16 protein-coding genes are annotated in these 18214 nt (G+C 40.1%); 3 read left to right on the top strand and 13 right to left on the bottom strand.

Going from position 1 to position 18214, the window contains the following annotated elements; translation table 11 throughout:
* Positions 1 to 193 precede the first annotated feature (193 nt).
* The gene (locus DOK79_RS02870) at positions 194 to 973 is read right to left on the bottom strand and encodes a DUF6681 family protein (RefSeq protein WP_206855286.1); all 780 of its coding nucleotides are present in this window, start codon (positions 971 to 973) and stop codon (positions 194 to 196) included.
* Positions 970 to 1437: a hypothetical protein gene (locus DOK79_RS02875; RefSeq protein ID WP_206855284.1), complete on the bottom strand. Its 468-nt coding sequence runs from the start codon at positions 1435 to 1437 to the stop codon at positions 970 to 972. The genes DOK79_RS02870 and DOK79_RS02875 overlap by 4 nt, the downstream gene beginning before the upstream one ends.
* A gap of 361 nt (positions 1438 to 1798) precedes the next feature.
* On the opposite strand from DOK79_RS02875, the gene DOK79_RS02880 reads away from it, so the two are divergent.
* From DOK79_RS02880 to DOK79_RS02890, 3 genes are all read left to right on the top strand, one after another.
* Positions 1799 to 3199, top strand: a complete 1401-nt coding sequence (locus DOK79_RS02880; protein ID WP_206855281.1) for a potassium transporter TrkG — start codon at positions 1799 to 1801, stop codon at positions 3197 to 3199.
* A gap of 199 nt (positions 3200 to 3398) precedes the next feature.
* Positions 3399 to 4751, top strand: a complete 1353-nt coding sequence (locus tag DOK79_RS02885; RefSeq protein ID WP_206855280.1) for a Mur ligase family protein — start codon at positions 3399 to 3401, stop codon at positions 4749 to 4751.
* Complete coding sequence (locus tag DOK79_RS02890) at positions 4744 to 5445, top strand: type 1 glutamine amidotransferase (protein ID WP_206855277.1); 702 nt, start codon at positions 4744 to 4746, stop codon at positions 5443 to 5445. The genes DOK79_RS02885 and DOK79_RS02890 overlap by 8 nt, the downstream gene beginning before the upstream one ends.
* A 119-nt stretch (positions 5446 to 5564) precedes the next feature.
* Here the strand turns inward: DOK79_RS02890 and DOK79_RS02895 are convergent, their stop codons facing one another.
* The 11 genes from DOK79_RS02895 to DOK79_RS02945 all read right to left on the bottom strand — a co-directional run bounded on the left by DOK79_RS02895 (position 5565) and on the right by DOK79_RS02945 (position 18209).
* On the bottom strand, positions 5565 to 6716 hold the full coding sequence (locus DOK79_RS02895) for a mannitol-1-phosphate 5-dehydrogenase (protein ID WP_206855274.1): 1152 nt from the start codon (positions 6714 to 6716) through the stop codon (positions 5565 to 5567).
* Between the two features lie 13 nt (positions 6717 to 6729).
* Positions 6730 to 7167, bottom strand: coding sequence for a PTS sugar transporter subunit IIA (locus tag DOK79_RS02900; protein ID WP_206855271.1), 438 nt, complete (start codon positions 7165 to 7167; stop codon positions 6730 to 6732).
* Between the two features lie 13 nt (positions 7168 to 7180).
* On the bottom strand, positions 7181 to 8950 hold the full coding sequence (locus DOK79_RS02905) for a PTS mannitol transporter subunit IICBA (protein ID WP_206855270.1): 1770 nt from the start codon (positions 8948 to 8950) through the stop codon (positions 7181 to 7183).
* Between the two features lie 241 nt (positions 8951 to 9191).
* A complete protein-coding gene (locus DOK79_RS02910) occupies positions 9192 to 10214 on the bottom strand; it encodes a hypothetical protein (RefSeq protein ID WP_206855267.1) in 1023 nt (340 codons plus the stop codon).
* A 50-nt stretch (positions 10215 to 10264) separates the two neighbouring features.
* Positions 10265 to 10801: a hypothetical protein gene (locus tag DOK79_RS02915; RefSeq protein ID WP_206855265.1), complete on the bottom strand. Its 537-nt coding sequence runs from the start codon at positions 10799 to 10801 to the stop codon at positions 10265 to 10267.
* Positions 10798 to 12723, bottom strand: coding sequence for a peptidoglycan amidohydrolase family protein (locus DOK79_RS02920; protein WP_206855263.1), 1926 nt, complete (start codon positions 12721 to 12723; stop codon positions 10798 to 10800). Before DOK79_RS02920 ends, DOK79_RS02915 begins: the two co-directional genes overlap by 4 nt.
* A complete protein-coding gene (locus DOK79_RS02925) occupies positions 12720 to 15122 on the bottom strand; it encodes a VirB4-like conjugal transfer ATPase, CD1110 family (RefSeq protein ID WP_422392096.1) in 2403 nt (800 codons plus the stop codon). The genes DOK79_RS02920 and DOK79_RS02925 overlap by 4 nt, the downstream gene beginning before the upstream one ends.
* A complete protein-coding gene (locus tag DOK79_RS02930; protein ID WP_206855259.1) occupies positions 15106 to 15489 on the bottom strand; it encodes a PrgI family protein in 384 nt (127 codons plus the stop codon). The genes DOK79_RS02925 and DOK79_RS02930 overlap by 17 nt, the downstream gene beginning before the upstream one ends.
* 20 nt (positions 15490 to 15509) lie before the next feature.
* Positions 15510 to 16343, bottom strand: a complete 834-nt coding sequence (locus tag DOK79_RS02935; RefSeq protein ID WP_206855258.1) for a hypothetical protein — start codon at positions 16341 to 16343, stop codon at positions 15510 to 15512.
* A gap of 14 nt (positions 16344 to 16357) precedes the next feature.
* Complete coding sequence (locus DOK79_RS02940; protein WP_206855256.1) at positions 16358 to 16561, bottom strand: hypothetical protein; 204 nt, start codon at positions 16559 to 16561, stop codon at positions 16358 to 16360.
* Between the two features lie 10 nt (positions 16562 to 16571).
* Positions 16572 to 18209, bottom strand: coding sequence for an immunoglobulin-like domain-containing protein (locus DOK79_RS02945; protein ID WP_206855254.1), 1638 nt, complete (start codon positions 18207 to 18209; stop codon positions 16572 to 16574).
* Positions 18210 to 18214 lie beyond the last annotated feature (5 nt).

Below are 18214 nucleotides of genomic sequence, written 5' to 3' on the forward strand. Positions count from 1 at the left end.
ATTTAATCAAAGATTCATATGTTATTTTTATTTACTTGTTAACTATTCTCTATTTTACAGTTTTTATCAATTAAAAGAAAGAATAAGTATCAGCTCATGTATCGATAATGAGCCTAGTATTGTGAAAGCAGTGTGCTTTACCCTGTATTCTCCGTACAAGAGCTGAATAAACGTTCATGGGGCGAATCCCAAACTATATCTTAGCTTTTTTTCTTCGTTGGCTTCGACTATAAGTGACTTCACCTTCTTGTTCTTGTGGTTGATTTTTCTTGATGATCAACTTCAAACGATAAGGCTCGTGGTATCTAAGACCATCTTTGACGAAATCACCACCCGCAATGAACAAGCCAACTGGCTCAATATGATCTTCTGGAGAGTCGACCTTGATCGTTCCGACTTTTTCCATGCTGGAATAATTACGACCGATACTTAACTGATAGGTTTTGTCAGAGACTTTTTTCACGTAATAATACGGATAAAGTGTATTTCTATCGATCAAAAATCCGTCCATCCGTCCAAGTTCATTGACACTGATTTCCCCTTTTTCAATCAAATAGTGCATATTCTCTGCTAACTTCAATTGGTAGTCTTCATCAAATAGAACATTTGCTTTTTCCGTGTTGACTTTGTCGATGCTTCCGTTATTCCCACGAACGGTTTCCCCTTCGATATTGAACGCTTCATCGGGTAGATACTTCACGATCACTTGGGTCACATCGGCTTTTGAGTTTTTATCAAAAAAGTAATAAAACACATTTAAAACGGTGAAGTATAAAAGTGCTAAAAAGCCTAATCCATATAAAAAGAATTGCAAATAGTTTTGGTTTTGCCATAACCCGTAAACAATTCGTAAAAGATAGACGGTTGGAATCACACTTAATACAGTATAGCCTCGGTTCAAATATTTAGGACTGATATCTAAATAGCCTAAAAACTTGTGTATCCCGTTGATGATATCTAATATAAACGTCATTCTTCGTCACCTGCCTGTTGATTATACATCTGTGTTTCAGCTGAATTTTCTGTAGGTGTATTATTTTCATTCATGTTGCCTTCACTTGGTGTAGAAGAGCTTGGCGTTGTGCTACTTGGTGTTGTTTCACTTGGTGTCGTCTGTGAATCGATATCATTTTCTTCTTGGCTTTGAGGTATCGAGTCGGTTGTATAGCTTGAATCACCCTCGTTGACCGAACTTTCCGGTATTGAGTGTTGATTATATGTTGAATTAGTTGTTTCTTGTTCGACCGTCGTCGGTGTTGTTTCCACCGTATCAGTCGTTTGTCCTACTCCTTCATTTGTGGAAGTCGTGGTAGTCTCTGTCGTCGAACGGCTTGGCGCACGATAGCTGGAACTATTAACGATGCCTGTCGTGGTAGCAACAATCGTCGAAATCGTCAATACAGCGATCGGCTTTAATATAGGTGCTACTTTCCGCATATTCTCTCATCCTTTTTTCTTGTTGCCTTTAAAGTCCTGATTTTCTGGCAAAAGTTTATTTTTTCTCACAGTTCTTCTTTAGTTTTACCATAAATTTCTTATTTTTTTCTTATTTTTTCATGAAACTTTTGTGTAGATTTACTCGCTGAGCTTTTGAAAAGTGATTAGACCACTTTTTATTTTGTTGATAACTCTCATTATATCACTGATTGCCTTCGAAGTTTTCTAGCAAAATCCTCTTCATTACAAGCGACTTTTCCAATAACTAACATTCTGGTAAATTTTAGTTTTATTATTTCTTTGTGTATTTATTTTAATGTCGGTATACTGGAAGAAACACTTAACAAGGAGGATCGAATTTGTGCAATTGAATCTTTTTTTTCGAAAATGGCGAAGGCGGAGCGAAAGATACGCTTCTAGTCACTTTTCTTCTATCCAAATCATCGTATTTTATTATATTTTAATGACATTGATTTCTTTGGGCTTGTTTTACGTCCCATTTTTTCGAAACCCAGATAGTCACGTTCCATTTATCGATATGCTTTTTATGGCGATTAGTACGATCAGTGTAACGGGGCTTTCAACATTTGACATCCATGCGATTTTTAACAATAACGGTATTATTTTACTTGAGGTCTTGTTTCAGGTAGGCGGTCTCGGGATCATGATGATTTCAACAGCATTTATTATCTTTTCTAAACGTCGGATCACGTTACGTCAGAGACAATTGATCATGACAGATATGAACCAACCACGCTTGTCTGGTATCGTTCGTTTGATCCGGATCACTTTTGTCATACTGCTTTGGTTCCAGTTACTATTTGGTGCCTTGTTCTCAGTCTATTTTTATCTGCGAGGTTATTTTGATCATTGGCATGAGGCTGTTTTCCATGGATTTTATCAAGCCATTTCTGCGGTCACCAATTCCGGTTTTGACATCACTGGCGATTCGATCAAACCCTTTGAACATGACTACCCTTTTTTATTTATGATCATGTTTCTGATTTTTATTGGTGGGATCGGTTTTCCAGTATTGATGGAATTTAGAGAATGGCTTTTGTATCGAAAAACAAAAGCGAAGATTCCTTTTCGGTTTTCCTTATTTACGAAGCTTGCGGTGTTGGCTTTTGTCATCTTATTCGTAAGTGGGACTGTCTTGATTTATTTACTTGAAAAAAATCATCTGTTCCAAGATTTGCATCCGAGTGTCCAGTGGATCAATTCCATGTTTTATTCCATGACAACTCGAAATGCCGGTTTACAGATCCATGATCTCGGTGACTTCCAAATCACTACATTGATCGTCTTTTCTTTATTGATGTTTATTGGTTGTAGTCCGAGTTCTGTCGGCGGGGGTATCCGAACGACGACGGTAGCGATCATTGGTTTGTATCTTTACTCGTTTTTGAAAAGTGAAGACAATATCAATATTTTTGGTCGCCGAATCGATGAAGATGATGTCCGAAAATCAGTGGTCGTCTTTATGCTTTCCTTAGGGATGTGCTTTTTCTGTATCCTCTTTCTCTCCGCTACGGAGAAGCAACCGCTCATCTCGATTATCGTGGAGGTCACTTCTGCTTTTGGAACAACTGGGCTTTCACTAGGTATCACCGGTGATCTATCGCCACTCGGTAAAATCACGATCGGTGCTTTGATGTTCATTGGGCGTATCGGTATGTTGTACACACTAATGTTATTTGTACCAAAAGAAACACGAGATTTAGGTTATGAATATCCGACCGAGAAAATCATTATCGGTTAAGCAAACCTATGATTCGTCCGGAAAAAACGATGGTAAGAAGCAAGGAAGCGATGATTATTCGTTTTCTCGCTTCTTTCTTTTTTGTTTTGCTAACAATATAAAGTTTTGTAAAATAAGACAAAGCAATTTAACCTTTTTTTCAACATATGGTATGATTAGTTGAATTTATTAGTAATTATGACGTTTTGGAGGTTACATAATGGGAATACGCAGTCAGTTTGCGATTGCAGTTGGTAAAACCGCACAATGGGGACTAAAAACATTCTTCAAGGGAGGATCAAGCTTACCCGGTAAACTTGCTTTATCGATCGATCCTCACATTTTAGATACATTAGCAAAAGACTATCAAGTCGTTGTCGTAACCGGAACAAACGGCAAAACGTTGACAACCGCTTTGACGGTCAATATTTTACGACAACAATTTGATGAAGTCTTGACGAATCCTACTGGCGCAAATATGGTCCAAGGAATCGTTTCAACTTTTTTACAAGCAAAAGCTGGAAAAGGGAAAAAGAAATTTGCAGTATTAGAGATCGATGAAGCCAGTCTAAGTAGAGTGACTGAATACATCAAACCTGAGCTATTCTTGTTCACAAACATTTTCCGTGACCAAATGGATCGTTACGGTGAAATCTATACTACTTATAAAATGATCGTTGATGGTGCGGCAAAATCACCAGAGGCGACGATCATCAGTAATGGTGATTCACCGATTTTCAATTCAGTCGAGACAGTCAATCCTAGAAAATATTATGGATTTGATCACGAAGAAGACCGCGAACAGATGGCGCACTACAATACAGATGGCGTGTTGTGTCCAAAATGTCATCATATCTTGCATTACAAAATGATCACTTATGCAAACTTAGGTAAATACTACTGTCCAAATTGTGATTTCAAACGTCCTGAACTGGATTATCGTTTGACAGAAATGAAACGCATGGACAATAAATCAGCTGATTTCGTCATCGATGGCAATGAATATGGCATCGAAGTTGGCGGGATGTACAATGTCTATAATGCTTTAGCGGCTACAGCGGTTGCTGAATACTATGGGGTCGTTCCAGAAAAAATCAGACAAGGCTTAGGCTACGATGAAAAAGTATTTGGTCGTCAAGAAGTGATCCAGATCGACGGCAAATCTTGCACATTAGTCCTTGTCAAAAATCCTGTAGGGATCAACCAAGTCATCGATATGATGGGACATGCGCCTTATCCATTCTCATTAGTCGCCCTACTAAATGCGAACTACGCAGATGGGATCGATGTGAGCTGGATCTGGGATGGTGAATTCGAACGCTTTGCAGAGATGGAGATTCCTGCTGTGATTGCTGGTGGTGATCGCCACACCGATATGGCACTACGTTTGAAAGTAGCTGGTATCGCAGAAGACAGATTGACACAATCAAAAGAATTGACGGAAGTCATTGAAAAAATCAAACAACTACCGACAGACCATGTCTACATCTTAGCGACATATACAGCCGTTTTACAATTACGAAAAGAATTAGCGAGTCAAGGCTTTATCAAAGGAGGCATGAATCGTGGCTAACTATGAATTACGTATTGCCCATCTCTATGGGAATCTGATGAATACTTACGGCGACAACGGGAATCTATTGATGCTCCAATATATCGCCAAAAAAATGGGCGTCACTTCTCACACCGAGATCGTCAGCATCCATGAACCCTTTGAGGCAGACAAATATGATTTAGTGTTCTTTGGGGGTGGTCAAGACTTTGAGCAAATGATCATCTCAAAAGATATTCAAGAAAAGAAAGAATCATTGATCAACTATATTGAAAATGATGGTGTGATCCTTGCCATTTGTGGCGGTTATCAACTTCTTGGCCATTATTATATGGGCGCAAACGGCGAAAAAATCCAAGGAATCAGTGCGTTGGATCATTATACGTTGAGCCAAGAGAATAATCGCTTTATCGGTGACATCGTGATCCACAACGAAGAATTCAACGAAACTTATTATGGATTTGAAAATCATAATGGTCGAACATTTCTTGGTGAAGGCGAACGCCCACTTGGAAAAATCGTCAAAGGTCAAGGCAATAATGGCGAAGATCAATCAGAAGGTGTCATTTACCGCAACGTTTTCGGCTCCTATTTCCATGGTCCGATCTTAGCCCGCAATGAGCATTTAGCAGAACGTCTGGTTCGCTTAGCGTTAGAGAATCGTTATGGAAAAGAACTTGATCTACCGACCGTTGCCGCAGCCCCGATCAAATGATTAGGTGCTGAATGATCAACTGGAAAAAATAAAACAGCTAAAAACCTCCCAAAATATCTGAGATATTGTGGGAGGTTTCTTCACTGTCTACTTTTATCGCCTATCGATCTTCTCGATCATCAAGCGACTTGTTTCGCATAACGCATCACGTTTTGCTTGATGTTACTGATGGTCGTTGGATCATGGATACCTGTGACTTCTTGGATCAACTGCTCCATGTTCTCTTGGACTTTCATCTCTTGTAGCTGACGACTTTGCTCATCTTCTGGATCATAGTAGTTAAAAATGATGCCCATCGTAGCTGTCAAATGCGGACAAGTCAAATTGTATTCTTGCAACTCACGAACGGGACGAGTAAAGCGTTCTTGATACCCTAATTTACGTAAAGGTGTTCGTGCAACACGAGTGATCGCATCTGAGATATATTTATTTTGGAAGCGTTGGATGATCTTCTCAATATATGCTTCGTGTTGTTTGTTATCAAAGCCCCATTTTGCCTCAAGTAGACTTCCTGTTTCTTGAAGTACTGATTTTAGTTGAGCAACAACTAGTGAATCTTGCATTGCCTCGTCGATCGTGGCATATCCTAATAAGGCACCGGTATAAGCCACTGTCGCATGTCCTGTATTTACACTGAATAGTTTACGTTCAATGTAAGGTTCCAAGTCTTTGACGTATAGTACGCCATCTAACGAAATCTCTTTATTTTTTCTTTGAGTGTCATCAATGACCCATTCTTTGAACGGTTCCACTTGTACGAATAAAGGATCTTCATGGTGTTGCATCGGTACGATACGATCCACTGCTGCATTTGGGAAACCAATCCATTTATCCGCAAATCCACTATCAGTTAGGTACTTATATACTTCCGTTTTTAGGTGCTGTGAGCCGCCAATCATGTTTTCACAAGCGATGATGTCTAAGGGTTGCTCATTGCCCACTTGTTCTCTTTGTTCGATACCTTTTGCGATCAACTCTGCAATGAATGGTAAAATATTTGGACCAATTGCTGTAGTGACAAGATCTGCTTGCGCAATTTCTTTGATTACTTGTTCAGGCTCTTTTTGGTTGTTCAATCCTCGAACCTGTTCAACGATGATCTGCTCTTTAGATTCATCGGCTAATTCGATCTTATAACGTCCTTGTTTGTTCAAAGCATCAATGAGTGGTTGATTGACATCAACAAATGTGATCTCAAAGCCATTTTCTGCTAAAATCTCACCTATAAATCCTCTGCCGATATTACCGGCCCCAAAGTGTACTGCTCTCATTCTTCTTCTCTCCTTAGGCAATTGCTAGATTTTGTGTGACTTCTTCTTTACTCAACGCATCTGCCAGTTGGACGACATTATCCATATCGCTACAGTATAGAGCGATTTGTTGGACCAACTGTAAATGCTCTTCTCCTACTCCGGCGATCCCAAACAGAACGGTCGCGATTTTTTCTTCTTGCTCTGTCCCGAAATTGACGCCATCTGGTACTTGGATCACACAAATCCCTGATTTTTTGACAAAGGTTTTAGCTTCATCTGTTCCATGAGGGATCGCAATGAAATTCCCCATATAAACAGACAACATTGCATCACGTTCCACCATCGCGTCAATGTAAGGTTCCTCGACACAACCTGCTTCGACTAATTTTCTACCACAGTATCTGATTGCCTCTTCTTTTGTTGCAAAAGACTTATTCAACTCGATCATATCAAATGCTAATTCAGACATTTTACTTCCTCCTCTAAGCTACTTTTTTCAAATAATGAGCAATCGTTTCATATTTTTGCGGGCTGACCATTGTTGCGACAGAAAAATGAAGCGAATGCGGAGCCACTGAACGTGCTTCCTCAGATAACGATTCTTTTGATACGATCAACGTGTTCGGATGTTCCGTCAAATCATCGATATTGATTTTTTTCAAAGGAATCTCTAATTGGTTTTTCTTCAAGATATCTTTTAGTAATGATAGTCCCATTGTGGCAGAACCGGAGCGATCATCATGAACAAGTAAAATCTCTTTGACGTTTTTAAGTTCAGCTAAATCTAGATCTTCCGGTGAAGGCGCGGCTTGTTCCGTTACTTGTTGTTCTTCTTTACTCCCTAAAGCTTGAATGATTTCATCATATTTTGGTGAATTCAAAAAGTTTTCAACTGCAACGAACTGAGCATTTGGCGCTTTTTGTTTTGCCCGTTCCTGTAACTCCACTTGTGTCACGATCAATACGTCTGCTTCATCAGACAGTTGACTGATTGCTTGATTGGTCACTGTTTGAGGTAAGTGATGCTCTTGTACTTTTTTTCTTAATAAGGAAGCGCCCATTGCACTTGATCCCATACCAGCATCACAGGCGAAAATGATTTTTTTGACTGCTGAAAGCGCAGGTTGTCCTTGAGTTGCTGCTCCAGTTCCTTTGGCTTGTTGTTTTGCTTGGCGAGTCGCTTCGACTGATTTTTCAAAGTCTTCACTGGTTTCTTTTGCATCTGCTTTTAGAATGACCGCAGAGATCCCGAAAGAAACAGCTGTTGCAGCGACGATCCCTAGAATAACTGGTAGGTATGCACTTAGCGGTGCCATTGCTAAAATTGCAATGATCGAACCCGGTGAAGCCGGTGCGCGTAATCCAGCATCCATCAATTGGAAAACGAAACTGCCTGTCATCCCACCGAAAATCACTGATAAGAATAATAACGGTTTCATCATCACGTATGGGAAGTAAATCTCATGGATCCCACCTAAGAAGTGGATGATGATTGCGCCAGGTGCAGAAGATTTTGCTGCCCCTTTACCGAACATTGTGAAAGCTAACAATACACCTAGCCCAGGTCCAGGGTTTGATTCCAATAAGAAAAGGATCGATTGTCCTGCGGAAGCTACTTGTTCTGTGCCTAAAGGTGTCAAAATACCGTGATTGATCGCATTATTCAAAAATAGAATTTTAGCTGGCTCGATAAAAATACTTGTCAATGGAATCAAATTTGCATTTAAAATTGCTTCAACGCCTGTTGCCATCGCTTGCGTCAATGTATCGACCACTGGACCAATGGCAGAAAAGCCAAGCAATGCTAGCGCAAAACCGATCAATCCTGCAGAGAAGTTATTGACCAACATTTCAAACCCTGATTTGATATGCTTTTGAAAAATTTGATCGAATTTCTTGATGGCATAGCCACCTAATGGACCCATGATCATCGCACCAAGCATCATCGGGATATCTGTTCCGACAATCACACCCATCGTTGCGATGGCTCCTACGACTGAACCACGATCACCACCGATGACTTTCCCTCCGGTATAGCCGATCAATAGCGGGATCAGATAGGTCAACATCGGGCCTACCATCGAAGCAAATGCTTCATTTGGTAAATAGCCATCTGGAATAAATAATGCCGTAAGGACACCCCAGGCAATCAATGCTCCAATGTTTGGCATCACCATACTGGATAAGGTACTTCCTAACTTTTGTACTTTTGCTTTGAATGAAATTTTATTTTTTGGCATCGTCTTTTCCACTTCAACCGCTCCTTTTTCTCTTTCTTTAACCAAATTGTATCCGCTTACTAACGAGATAAATAGTCGGACTTTGGCACGATCATTTGTGCCAAAATATGGAGGATTGAAAAGGACTGTGGTGATGCAAGATATTTGACATTTCTTAAAGACATAGAAACAATAGCTCTTTTTCTATCTTTGGGTATATTGTAAAAACCTCATCCAACAGGCTGTAGCATTGTTGTGCTGTCGGTCATTCTTCTCATTCTACTGATTCCCCCAAACGAGCCAATCGCTCTTCCCAAAGTTTTACACTGTCAGAACGATCAGAAGAATCCTCATAGAAGCGAATAAAATCTAAGATAATGGCTGCTTGCTCGATATAAGCCGCCATCACCGCTTTCAATTCTTCCGTCTGGATATTTTGAGACAGCTCTTTCGCCTTGTCTATTTCTTTTTCTTTCAACCAATCAAGACTTTCTTGCAAATAAAACTGATCGATTGTCAAAGTAATCTCTGGCTGGTTTATATGGCGATTCAACACAACTGCTTCTTCGATTTGTTCAAGTTCCAAATAGGCAATTGCCAACTTGACTTGGCGTTGTTCTGTTAATTGTTCCACGTGGGTCACAATCACTGTTTCCCAATCTTTCTGATAAAAAGCTAGATCGAACGTCGCATTTCCTGTTGGTCTTTGCTCGTTCAGCTTCTCAACCCAAGAAAATTCCTGTTGTTCCACTAAATGATCGAGCAATTGTTGATACTGATCCGGATATTTTTCAGCAGCTTCGTCATATGCTCCTGCTTCGACTAGTGACTGCCATGAAATGTTCTGAGAGTCCTCAGTTACTTTTGGTTCGTTATTTGCACTTTGTCCGACAAACATGCTGGCACCTCGTATAACAACAAAAACGATTACTCCACTGAGAAGTAATCGCTGGATGATCTTTTTCCAATCAATTCGTGATAACTGATACTTTTTCCACCTATTGCTTGGATCAGTGAAAAGCATCTTCTTTTCTGTTTTATTTGTTTCTTTGACTTGCTCCCAGTCTGAATCTAATACTTCTTCAATCTCCTCAGTTAATGGAAATTGTAGAATCTTCTCCAGCAGAAGTACTCCTTTACGATCATAAATTCGTAGACGACAATGTCCTTGTATGTTTGCCATCAAGACCCGGCGGTTTTCAGTTTCTAAATATTCCAAAGCCTGAAACAAATCTAACTGGGTTTCTTCTACTTGTAAGTGATGAATCTGGTCGATGATTGCAGTTTCTTTCGCCATACGCTGCCCTCCCTTATTCATTTTGTTTTTTCCATCGAACATCGTGTCCATCATCCAACTGTCACGTCATCTTGAAACAAAACCAACTGCTCAAGATCATCTAATAAAAAGCGATGATCGTCAGTCTCATAAAGATACGTTAGTTTTACGCCCACACGATGGCGGATCTCTTTTTTTACAACATCCCCTTCTTCATTCAATAAAGAGGTCGTAAAATCAACCAGACACAGAACTTCGATCACTTCATCATTTGTTTTTTTGAAATAATGCTCGCTCGTCAGCCATCGACTAAATCCAAAACGTTGCGGGATATGCGCTTTTTTAAGCTGTTCTGCTTTTGCCTTTTCCTGCATGTTATTCGATAGAAAATCAACGTATGTGGTGTAATTCTCACCGACTGTTTCAAACGTATAATATGCTTGCAAAAATTCTTTCACTTGTGCTTCTGAAAGTTGGCCGGCTTTCTGTTCAGATTCTTGCCTTTTTTCTTGTGAACGAGAACCGACAGACCAGCCAATGCTAAAAGTAATCCCCCCTATCAGTAAAAGAACAAGAACAAAAGAACGAAAACTGGATGTTAGGTTCATTTGATTTCTCCCATCAATCGATAGAAATAAACAGGAGCCAATTGGAAGTCACCCGCATATCCTTCAAATGGTGTGATGACGATATCTCCTTCTTGACCATAGCCGCGAGAAGTAGCAGGAGTACAATGAAGGATCGTTTTACCTCCTTCATCCAAAAATATGCCTGTATGACCATAACTGCCTAAAGAGTGTCCTTTCTTTCCCCAAACAAACAAATCACCCGCTCTTACATCTTCACGACTGATTGGCATTAGGAGCGTTCCTTCTAAAGAATATAATGTCTCAGTGCTCCCAAGTTGAACAGGCAGACCTACGCCTCTCATCGCCCAGAAAACAAAAGAGGAGCAATCATGATAAGGAAAGGTTCCGCGTTCAAATCCTTGCGAGTATTGAACATTTTTACGATACAATGTTCTTGCTTGCGCCAACACCTGTTGACCAAGCGTGTGATCTGCTTGCCAGAGTAAGCTCATATCTTTACTGCCGCCTAGTTGGACAAATAATTCTTTGATCGTTGGTACCCAATATTGGTTTAAGCCAAGAGGATCATTACTTGCACCTACAGGACAGTAGACACTTCCAAGTTGCTCTACTGTCAGCAGTCTTTGAACGACGATCAATTGATTCAACGTTCGGGCAGTGGCCGCGATCCCTTCTTCAAGTGTGGGATAGGAAAGTAACTCATTTTCTCGCATCAAGCCCCCTGGATTGTTCTTTTCACGAATCCCTTTACTCGTCCCCCAAGCAGTTTCGTGGATCATGATCGCAGCTAAAACGATTGGTGAAATCCCATTGTCTTTAGCTGCTTGGATGATCGTCTCTGCCTGATTGCTAAATGCATGACAATGAAGTAAAATCACTTCTCGAAATTTCTGTTCATTGAAGGTAGTCCCTATGCCACTTGAATCGAACAGCCCCTGATCGTTATCGATTACGTTGGGGAAATAAAACGCTGGATTGACTGTGTCACCTTTTTTATGATAAGACAAGTGCAATTCATCTTGTTTCACGCGACCGATTTCTTCACCTTTCGAAACAGTTTGTCCCTCAGTTGCTGTAATGACGACATCGTGATAAGTAATTTTCTGGTGATTTGTTGTGATTGTTACATTCTCTTGATCTCTTGTAATATCTCCTCCAATGGCAGCGACTAAGATCTCGTTTGGTTCTGTCTGGATAACTATTCCCTCAAATAGTCGCTTTTCCCGATCCGTTGCGTAATACCCAAAACGTTGTGTTATACGCACTGAATCTTCCTCTTTCAATGGATTACTCAATTCAGTCAAACTGGCATAAAGACCAATTTCCGCTAACAACTGCCGTCTTTCTTGCCACTCTGGCGTCCAAGTGATCACTTGAGACAATGGTCGTGACATTACTTTCACTTGTTCCTCCTTGCTATCTATTTGCCACAACTGTTGATGTAGCTCTTTGATCGTTTCTTTGAGTCCATCTGGTGTGTCCAATCGGTAATCCCCATAAGCCAAATCTAAATATACTAACACCTCATCTATATCAGTTCTTATCACAACTTCATTTGAAGTTACCACTCGATCATTCACTAAAATCGGTTTCTCTGTTGTTTTTAATTCCAATGTCAATTCAGCGTCTAATTCGGTTAAGTATTTCCAGACATGTGTCAATTCAAACTCATTAGTTTTGACGGTGGCAGAAGAAACAAACCCGATCATGCTGAAGAAAATAAAAAATATTAGACTGCTTGCACCAATAAATATATAAGGAGTGACTTTATTGATGCGTAGGCTTTTATTTTCCACCAAAGAAAAGTCAGCTGTTTTTTGATGGGAACCACTCATCCCTCTTATAGGATCGCCAATTTTTCTACGCAGAAAATGCCTGATATTCCTTCGTTGATTTCGTTCTCTCTTGTCCGCTTCTGTCGCTATCTTAGATTGAGTCATGGCGATACTTCCTGTCGTAATTTATGACGTTCAATAGGATCGGTGGTGATCAATTCATAAAGTTTTGTTGTTGCGTCCACAGTATTTGAGAAAGGAACGATCGCATTCCCCGCACGTATCAGTCCGGCTCCTTTAATTGGATTGATCAATTGTTTTTGTTGCTGATAAGAAAGACTGAATAAAGTAGACAGCTCATCTAGGTCACTTTTTGCTTGTTTGAGCATGATGATAAATTCCGTATTACTTAACATCCGGCGGGCTTTATCTGACAATAATAATGTTTCAACATTTTGAGTAATCCCGGTAGCGATCGCTCCCCATTTTCGGATTCGACTCCAGAGTTCAAAAAAATAATTTTCACAGTAAGGATCATTTAGCAGTAGCTGCATTTCATCGATATAGATCCAAGTAGTGATGCCTCGGTCACGATTACGAACAACCCGATTCCATACTTGTTCCAAAACAACCATCATCCCAAATGTTTTCAATTGGCTTCCTAGTTGTTTCGTATTGTAGATCACAAAACGTTTATTCAAAGAAACGTTAGTTGTTTGAGAGAAAATCGACAGTGAACCTTCGATGTACAACTCTAGATCTAACGCTAGTGTTTGCGCCTCTGCTTCTGGTTGTTCTTTTAAAAGTGGAAACCAATCTTCCGCGAGTGTCGGCGCTGTCTTTTCTAAGGTTGGTTGGAAATTGAAATACGTCAAGCGAGTGACTCGATCGATGATTGAACGTTGTGCTGAATTTAACCCAGTGGGGCCACCAATCAATGCTTCACAAGCAGTCAACAAAAAATCAGCTTTCAATTTGATCGGATCAGCCTCTCCCTTTAAGTCTTCTGAACTATCTAATAAGTTGATGAATGTATCTGTATTTGGGGCAATATTGATGATTTGAGCATCAAAATCATTACCGATGACCGTATCTTCGTCTTCCGGATCAATCGAAATGACCTCATCTTCTGGATTTTTAAGTAACGTCGTGATTACTTCATATTTTTTGGCTACACCTTTCCCTGAACCAGAACTACCTAAAATCATGCCACTCGGCGTGTTTAGCAATTTACGATTGATTCTGACACTATTCTTGGTTGTTTGATTTTGCCCATAGTATTTCCCATCGCTATGGTCGAGATCTTGTGCGGAAAAAGGGATAAAGATTGCTGTACTTTCTGTCGTCAGCGTTCGTTGCTGCTCGATCCAATTCTTGCCTAAAGGTAAAACTGAATTGAACCCTTCATCTTGTAGATAGTCCAACGCACTGAAAGTGCAACGATTTTTACGTCCGATATGTTGTACTTGTTCCGCAATATCAGCAAGTTGTTCTTTTGACTGAGCGCGAAAATAAACTAAGAAGGTGACAAAATATAATTTCTGTCCTGTTTTGACTAAGTCATCTAATAAAGCTTCAGCTTCCTTGATACTATTGGTCAATTCATAGGGAATGCTCGAATAAGGATCATACCCTTTTTGTGTTGCTCTTCTTTCCGCAGCCGTTTTATCTCCTTCCATGTACGCTTTTTTTATTTGGATCAGTTGATTCGCTTTTTCGGAATCCACTGGATCAATGTGGATCGATAAACATAGCTCTTCACCAATATCCATCAATTCTAAAATCAGCTTATCAGACAGCTTAGTGGGATACTCTTTCAAATAAAGTACTTGGGCGTAATTTGAACCGAGTTCGAAATAGTCTTTTGCTTTAAAGTTAAAACTTGATGGCGTCACAACTGCTTTTGTGGATAAACGGCTATAAACCAAATCTATATAATTGAATTGGAATAATTCATTGGGCTTGATCAATTCATGGAGAAGCTGCAACCGTTCTTTTCCAGAAAGAAGTTGACTACTCGACTCGATTTCTGACAGGCTATTGCTGAGTTGTTGTTCGATGCGCTCAAGCGAACGTTTGGCTTGAGCATAATCAGTGGCTTGTGTGGTGAATGTTACTATATTCTGTTTACTAAAGTTCCTGCCGCCTTCTGTCATTGTTTGCCGAAGCATTTCATTCAATTCCTGTCGATAGATATCCTGTCTTTCCCCTGTTTCTTCATAAAACAATTGCTTTTCCAGGTCCTTTTGTTCGATGCGCTTCTTTCGCAAGGTGATCGTTAGGTGCGTTCGCTCATCACAGCTATCTAGCAAGGTACAATACCTTTGAAAAATAGCTTGTTGTTCTTCTTTCGGTGCAATTTGATAATTGACATCAGAAAACTGGATACTTTTGGAGTAGTAGCCAGAAGGAAGTTCACAAATCCCACTTTCATACATTTTTTCATAACGGATCTTCCCCTGTGCATGTTTGGGAGGTGCTGATTTCCGCTCTTTTTTTCCTCTTTTTTTCTTTTGCTTGTGTAATAATTTGGCTAATGAAGATTTCTTAGTTCCCTTGTTCACTTCGATGTTTCTCTGTTTTATTGTTTTTCCTCGTTGAAATCCCCTCATGTTCTTCCTCCAAACGAGCATTTTGATAAGGATAGTGCTTTGTTGCGATAAAATGACGCCAACGAACAAAGAGATATTTTTCCAAAGGTAACTGATTTTTTTTGATCCAACCAACAGATAGAATCGGACTGGTAAAAAACATCAATATAAAGCCCAGATCATCGATAGAATATCCCCAAACAAAATGATTGAGCAGACCGATCGGCAAAATCACTACTAGTGTTAAAGCGATCACGATGATCTGCCTTAGTGAGAAACCAAAAAAGATTTTTTCTTGGTATTCTTTGATTTCTTTTCTAATTACTACTTCTACTGCCATATTTCCACGCCTTTCTTCACTCATGCTGCAACGATGATCGCTTTAGACCATTTCAATGTATAGAACAAACACATAGATAGTGCCAGGCAATTGCCAACGATTGCGCTGATCACGGCAATCATTCCTTGCTTCTCATCAAATGAAAAAACAGTACTCACTAGAAGCGGATAGATATTCAACACGATAAATAGCAAGACTCCTTGTAAAGATGCCGCGCCAAAAAGCTTTAAAAAATTCTTTCCGACATGTCCGATTTCTGTGTTTACTAAAGCAACGATCGGTAAAGGTGAAATACTCAAATAAAGATACATTTCCAAAAAGCGTAAAAAGATCAGCACTTGCGCAAGGACGCTGACAATGATCGATAGGACTAATGGAACGAGTAAGATCATCAACAACGTCATTTTCTCGAAAAAACCTAACTGAGCAATTTGCTCCATCACACCGACAATATCCATTGTTTGATCCGTAACACCTGGGATTTCCAATTGATTGATGCCTTGGCTAACAAAGATACCCACATCCATAATGGCATTGAGAAAAACCATCAAATGTCGTAAAAGCAATACGGTCAAGCCGATTTTGATAAACAATGGCAAGAATAGTTCCAGACCACCAAATTCTGACTGTTTCCCGTATAAGCGATGCGTGAGTTGTTGGAATTCGATCAATAGTAGGAAACCTAACAGTGAATACGCGATAGGTTTGACGACACTTTCCATGATCGTCACGCTGTAACGATAGATTTCCGGCAAATAATGTTCTAGGTTTTGCAACAGACTGTTTTTATGATTCGTCGATAAACTTAATTGTTCTGCCATTGTTTGTAGTAGAAATTCTATCGCACCGTCCATTCACTTCTGTCCTTTCACATCGAAATATTCGTGATCCACGCACCGGCAGCTAAAACCACTGCTCCACCAACGATTTGAAAAATGGCATGTTGCATACCTGGACCATTGTGTTCCTTGATTGCAACGCCTAATTGGATGATGCCCCAGACAGTCAGTAAACTGCCTGCGGTAATGATTCCATTGGAAAATAGTGACATTGCTTGATTGAAATATTCCATTCGTTTCTCCTTATTCGCTTGTTATCTCTGGCATTTCTAGATTCTTTTCTAACACGATGACATGAAAAGACACTCGCGTTTCTGTAAACGAATCTTTGATCGACAAATAAACAGGATAGCTTCCAGGTATGTCCCAAGCGATTTCTTCTATGACTTCAACATCTGCTATGCTCAAGTACTCTTCACGATCGGTCACGGAGATGCCTGCTAGTAGATCCAGCTTCTCTTCACCTACAACGATTCTCTTATCCTCAATTCCAGAAAATACAGGAGGCTCATTGACTACGTGGACGCTCCCAAAAGTCCGAGTGATTTTTCCATGTGTATCTTGGACCTGAAGAGGAAAACGATAGATACCTAATCGTGAAGTGTCGACTTTCTGCCAAAGTGGCACATCGATCATCACTTGTAGTTGATTCACCGAATCTTCACGATCTCCTAGAATCAGTGTTGCCAAATAGCTTTCTTTATTCCATTCACTAAAAACAGGGAGCGTCATATGCGTATTTGTGACTGTGGGCGCTTCGTTCGTCAAATGAATATGGACGGTGCGCTCAATTGCTCGCTTGCCATAACGATCCATCACATTTCCGATTCTTACAGAGTAGTTTCCCGGTACCTGGGGATCAAAATCAGATGCCAAGATATTTTCCGAAGTAAGATTGATCGCCCCATCTTCTTGATCACTTGCTGAGAAATAATCCAATAAAGAGAATGACTGATTGACAGGAAAGACGAGCTGATTGGGGCCAACGATCATCGGTGCTTCATTCGTGATCGTCACATTGGTTGTCAAACTGGTACTTGCACCAAATTGATCTGTTACAGAATAAATGACTTCATAACTTCCTTCTTTTTCTGTTTGGAGTGTCGTTTCTACTTGGATTTCTGCGGTCAATTCACCATCTTCTTCATCGTAAGCAAAAACCCCTGCCAATAAATCAATACTCGAACCGATCGCTACGTGTTGACTTTTCTTTTCCTGTTGAATGATTGGCGAGTGATTAAAAAGAAAAGTCACAGTCGCAACACTCACGTTTCCTTTTGAATCAATTGCTGAAATCTGCATGGTTTGATAACCCGTTTGGTTCGGATCGATGGGCGTATAATGGATCAGCGGATTGGGATCGCTCCCTTGAATGAAAGTAACATATGCAAGTGGATCAATCGCTGTTCCTCTAGGTAAAATGTGCAATGGGTCATTGACATGAACGATAGGCCCTTGCCACTGATCTAATGCCTCTGGAGTAACAGGTATATTAGGAGTCATTGTTTGCTCGAATTCTCTTGGCTGATGCGTTTGGTTACTTTTTACAACTGTGCTTTCGACGATCTGAGGTACTGTTGTTGCTTCAAGATACGCGATTCTTAGCCGCTTTGTTTCATCTCTGATCGTGGCTTCAGAGGGTTGATTCATTGGCCTCCTCAATTGAGCAGCAAACTCAAACAAATAAGCAGTGTGATCCTCTTTTTTTAGGTCACTTGATTCTGATCCTTTCACTCTGATTTCTTGATTCTTTCTGCTTACTGTGGAGTCAGCCGTTTGCGGGACTTCTGTTTCTCTTGGTTTACAGCCGCTGATCAGCAATACAATTGAACAACTCAATAGGAATAATCCTAATCTCATATGTGTGTGTTTCTCAGGCATTCATA

Origin of the sequence: Enterococcus sp. DIV1094 (genome assembly GCF_017316305.2) — a bacterium.
GTDB classification, from domain to species: Bacteria; Bacillota; Bacilli; order Lactobacillales; family Enterococcaceae; genus Enterococcus_B; species Enterococcus_B mangumiae.

Excerpts from the sequence above, each read along its gene's own strand:
- DOK79_RS02940 (WP_206855256.1), bottom strand. The coding sequence starts at position 16,561 with ATGGAATATTTCAATCAAGCAATGTCACTATTTTCCAATGGAATCATT.
- DOK79_RS02885 (WP_206855280.1), top strand. The coding sequence starts at position 3,399 with ATGGGAATACGCAGTCAGTTTGCGATTGCAGTTGGTAAAACCGCACAA.
- DOK79_RS02900 (WP_206855271.1), bottom strand. The coding sequence starts at position 7,167 with ATGTCTGAATTAGCATTTGATATGATCGAGTTGAATAAGTCTTTTGCA.
- DOK79_RS02875 (WP_206855284.1), bottom strand. The coding sequence starts at position 1,437 with ATGCGGAAAGTAGCACCTATATTAAAGCCGATCGCTGTATTGACGATT.
- DOK79_RS02930 (WP_206855259.1), bottom strand. The coding sequence starts at position 15,489 with ATGGCAGTAGAAGTAGTAATTAGAAAAGAAATCAAAGAATACCAAGAA.
- DOK79_RS02935 (WP_206855258.1), bottom strand. The coding sequence starts at position 16,343 with ATGGACGGTGCGATAGAATTTCTACTACAAACAATGGCAGAACAATTA.
- DOK79_RS02920 (WP_206855263.1), bottom strand. The coding sequence starts at position 12,723 with ATGACTCAATCTAAGATAGCGACAGAAGCGGACAAGAGAGAACGAAAT.
- DOK79_RS02910 (WP_206855267.1), bottom strand. The coding sequence starts at position 10,214 with ATGGCGAAAGAAACTGCAATCATCGACCAGATTCATCACTTACAAGTA.
- DOK79_RS02945 (WP_206855254.1), bottom strand. The coding sequence starts at position 18,209 with ATGCCTGAGAAACACACACATATGAGATTAGGATTATTCCTATTGAGT.
- DOK79_RS02915 (WP_206855265.1), bottom strand. The coding sequence starts at position 10,801 with ATGAACCTAACATCCAGTTTTCGTTCTTTTGTTCTTGTTCTTTTACTG.
- DOK79_RS02870 (WP_206855286.1), bottom strand. The coding sequence starts at position 973 with ATGACGTTTATATTAGATATCATCAACGGGATACACAAGTTTTTAGGC.
- DOK79_RS02895 (WP_206855274.1), bottom strand. The coding sequence starts at position 6,716 with ATGAGAGCAGTACACTTTGGGGCCGGTAATATCGGCAGAGGATTTATA.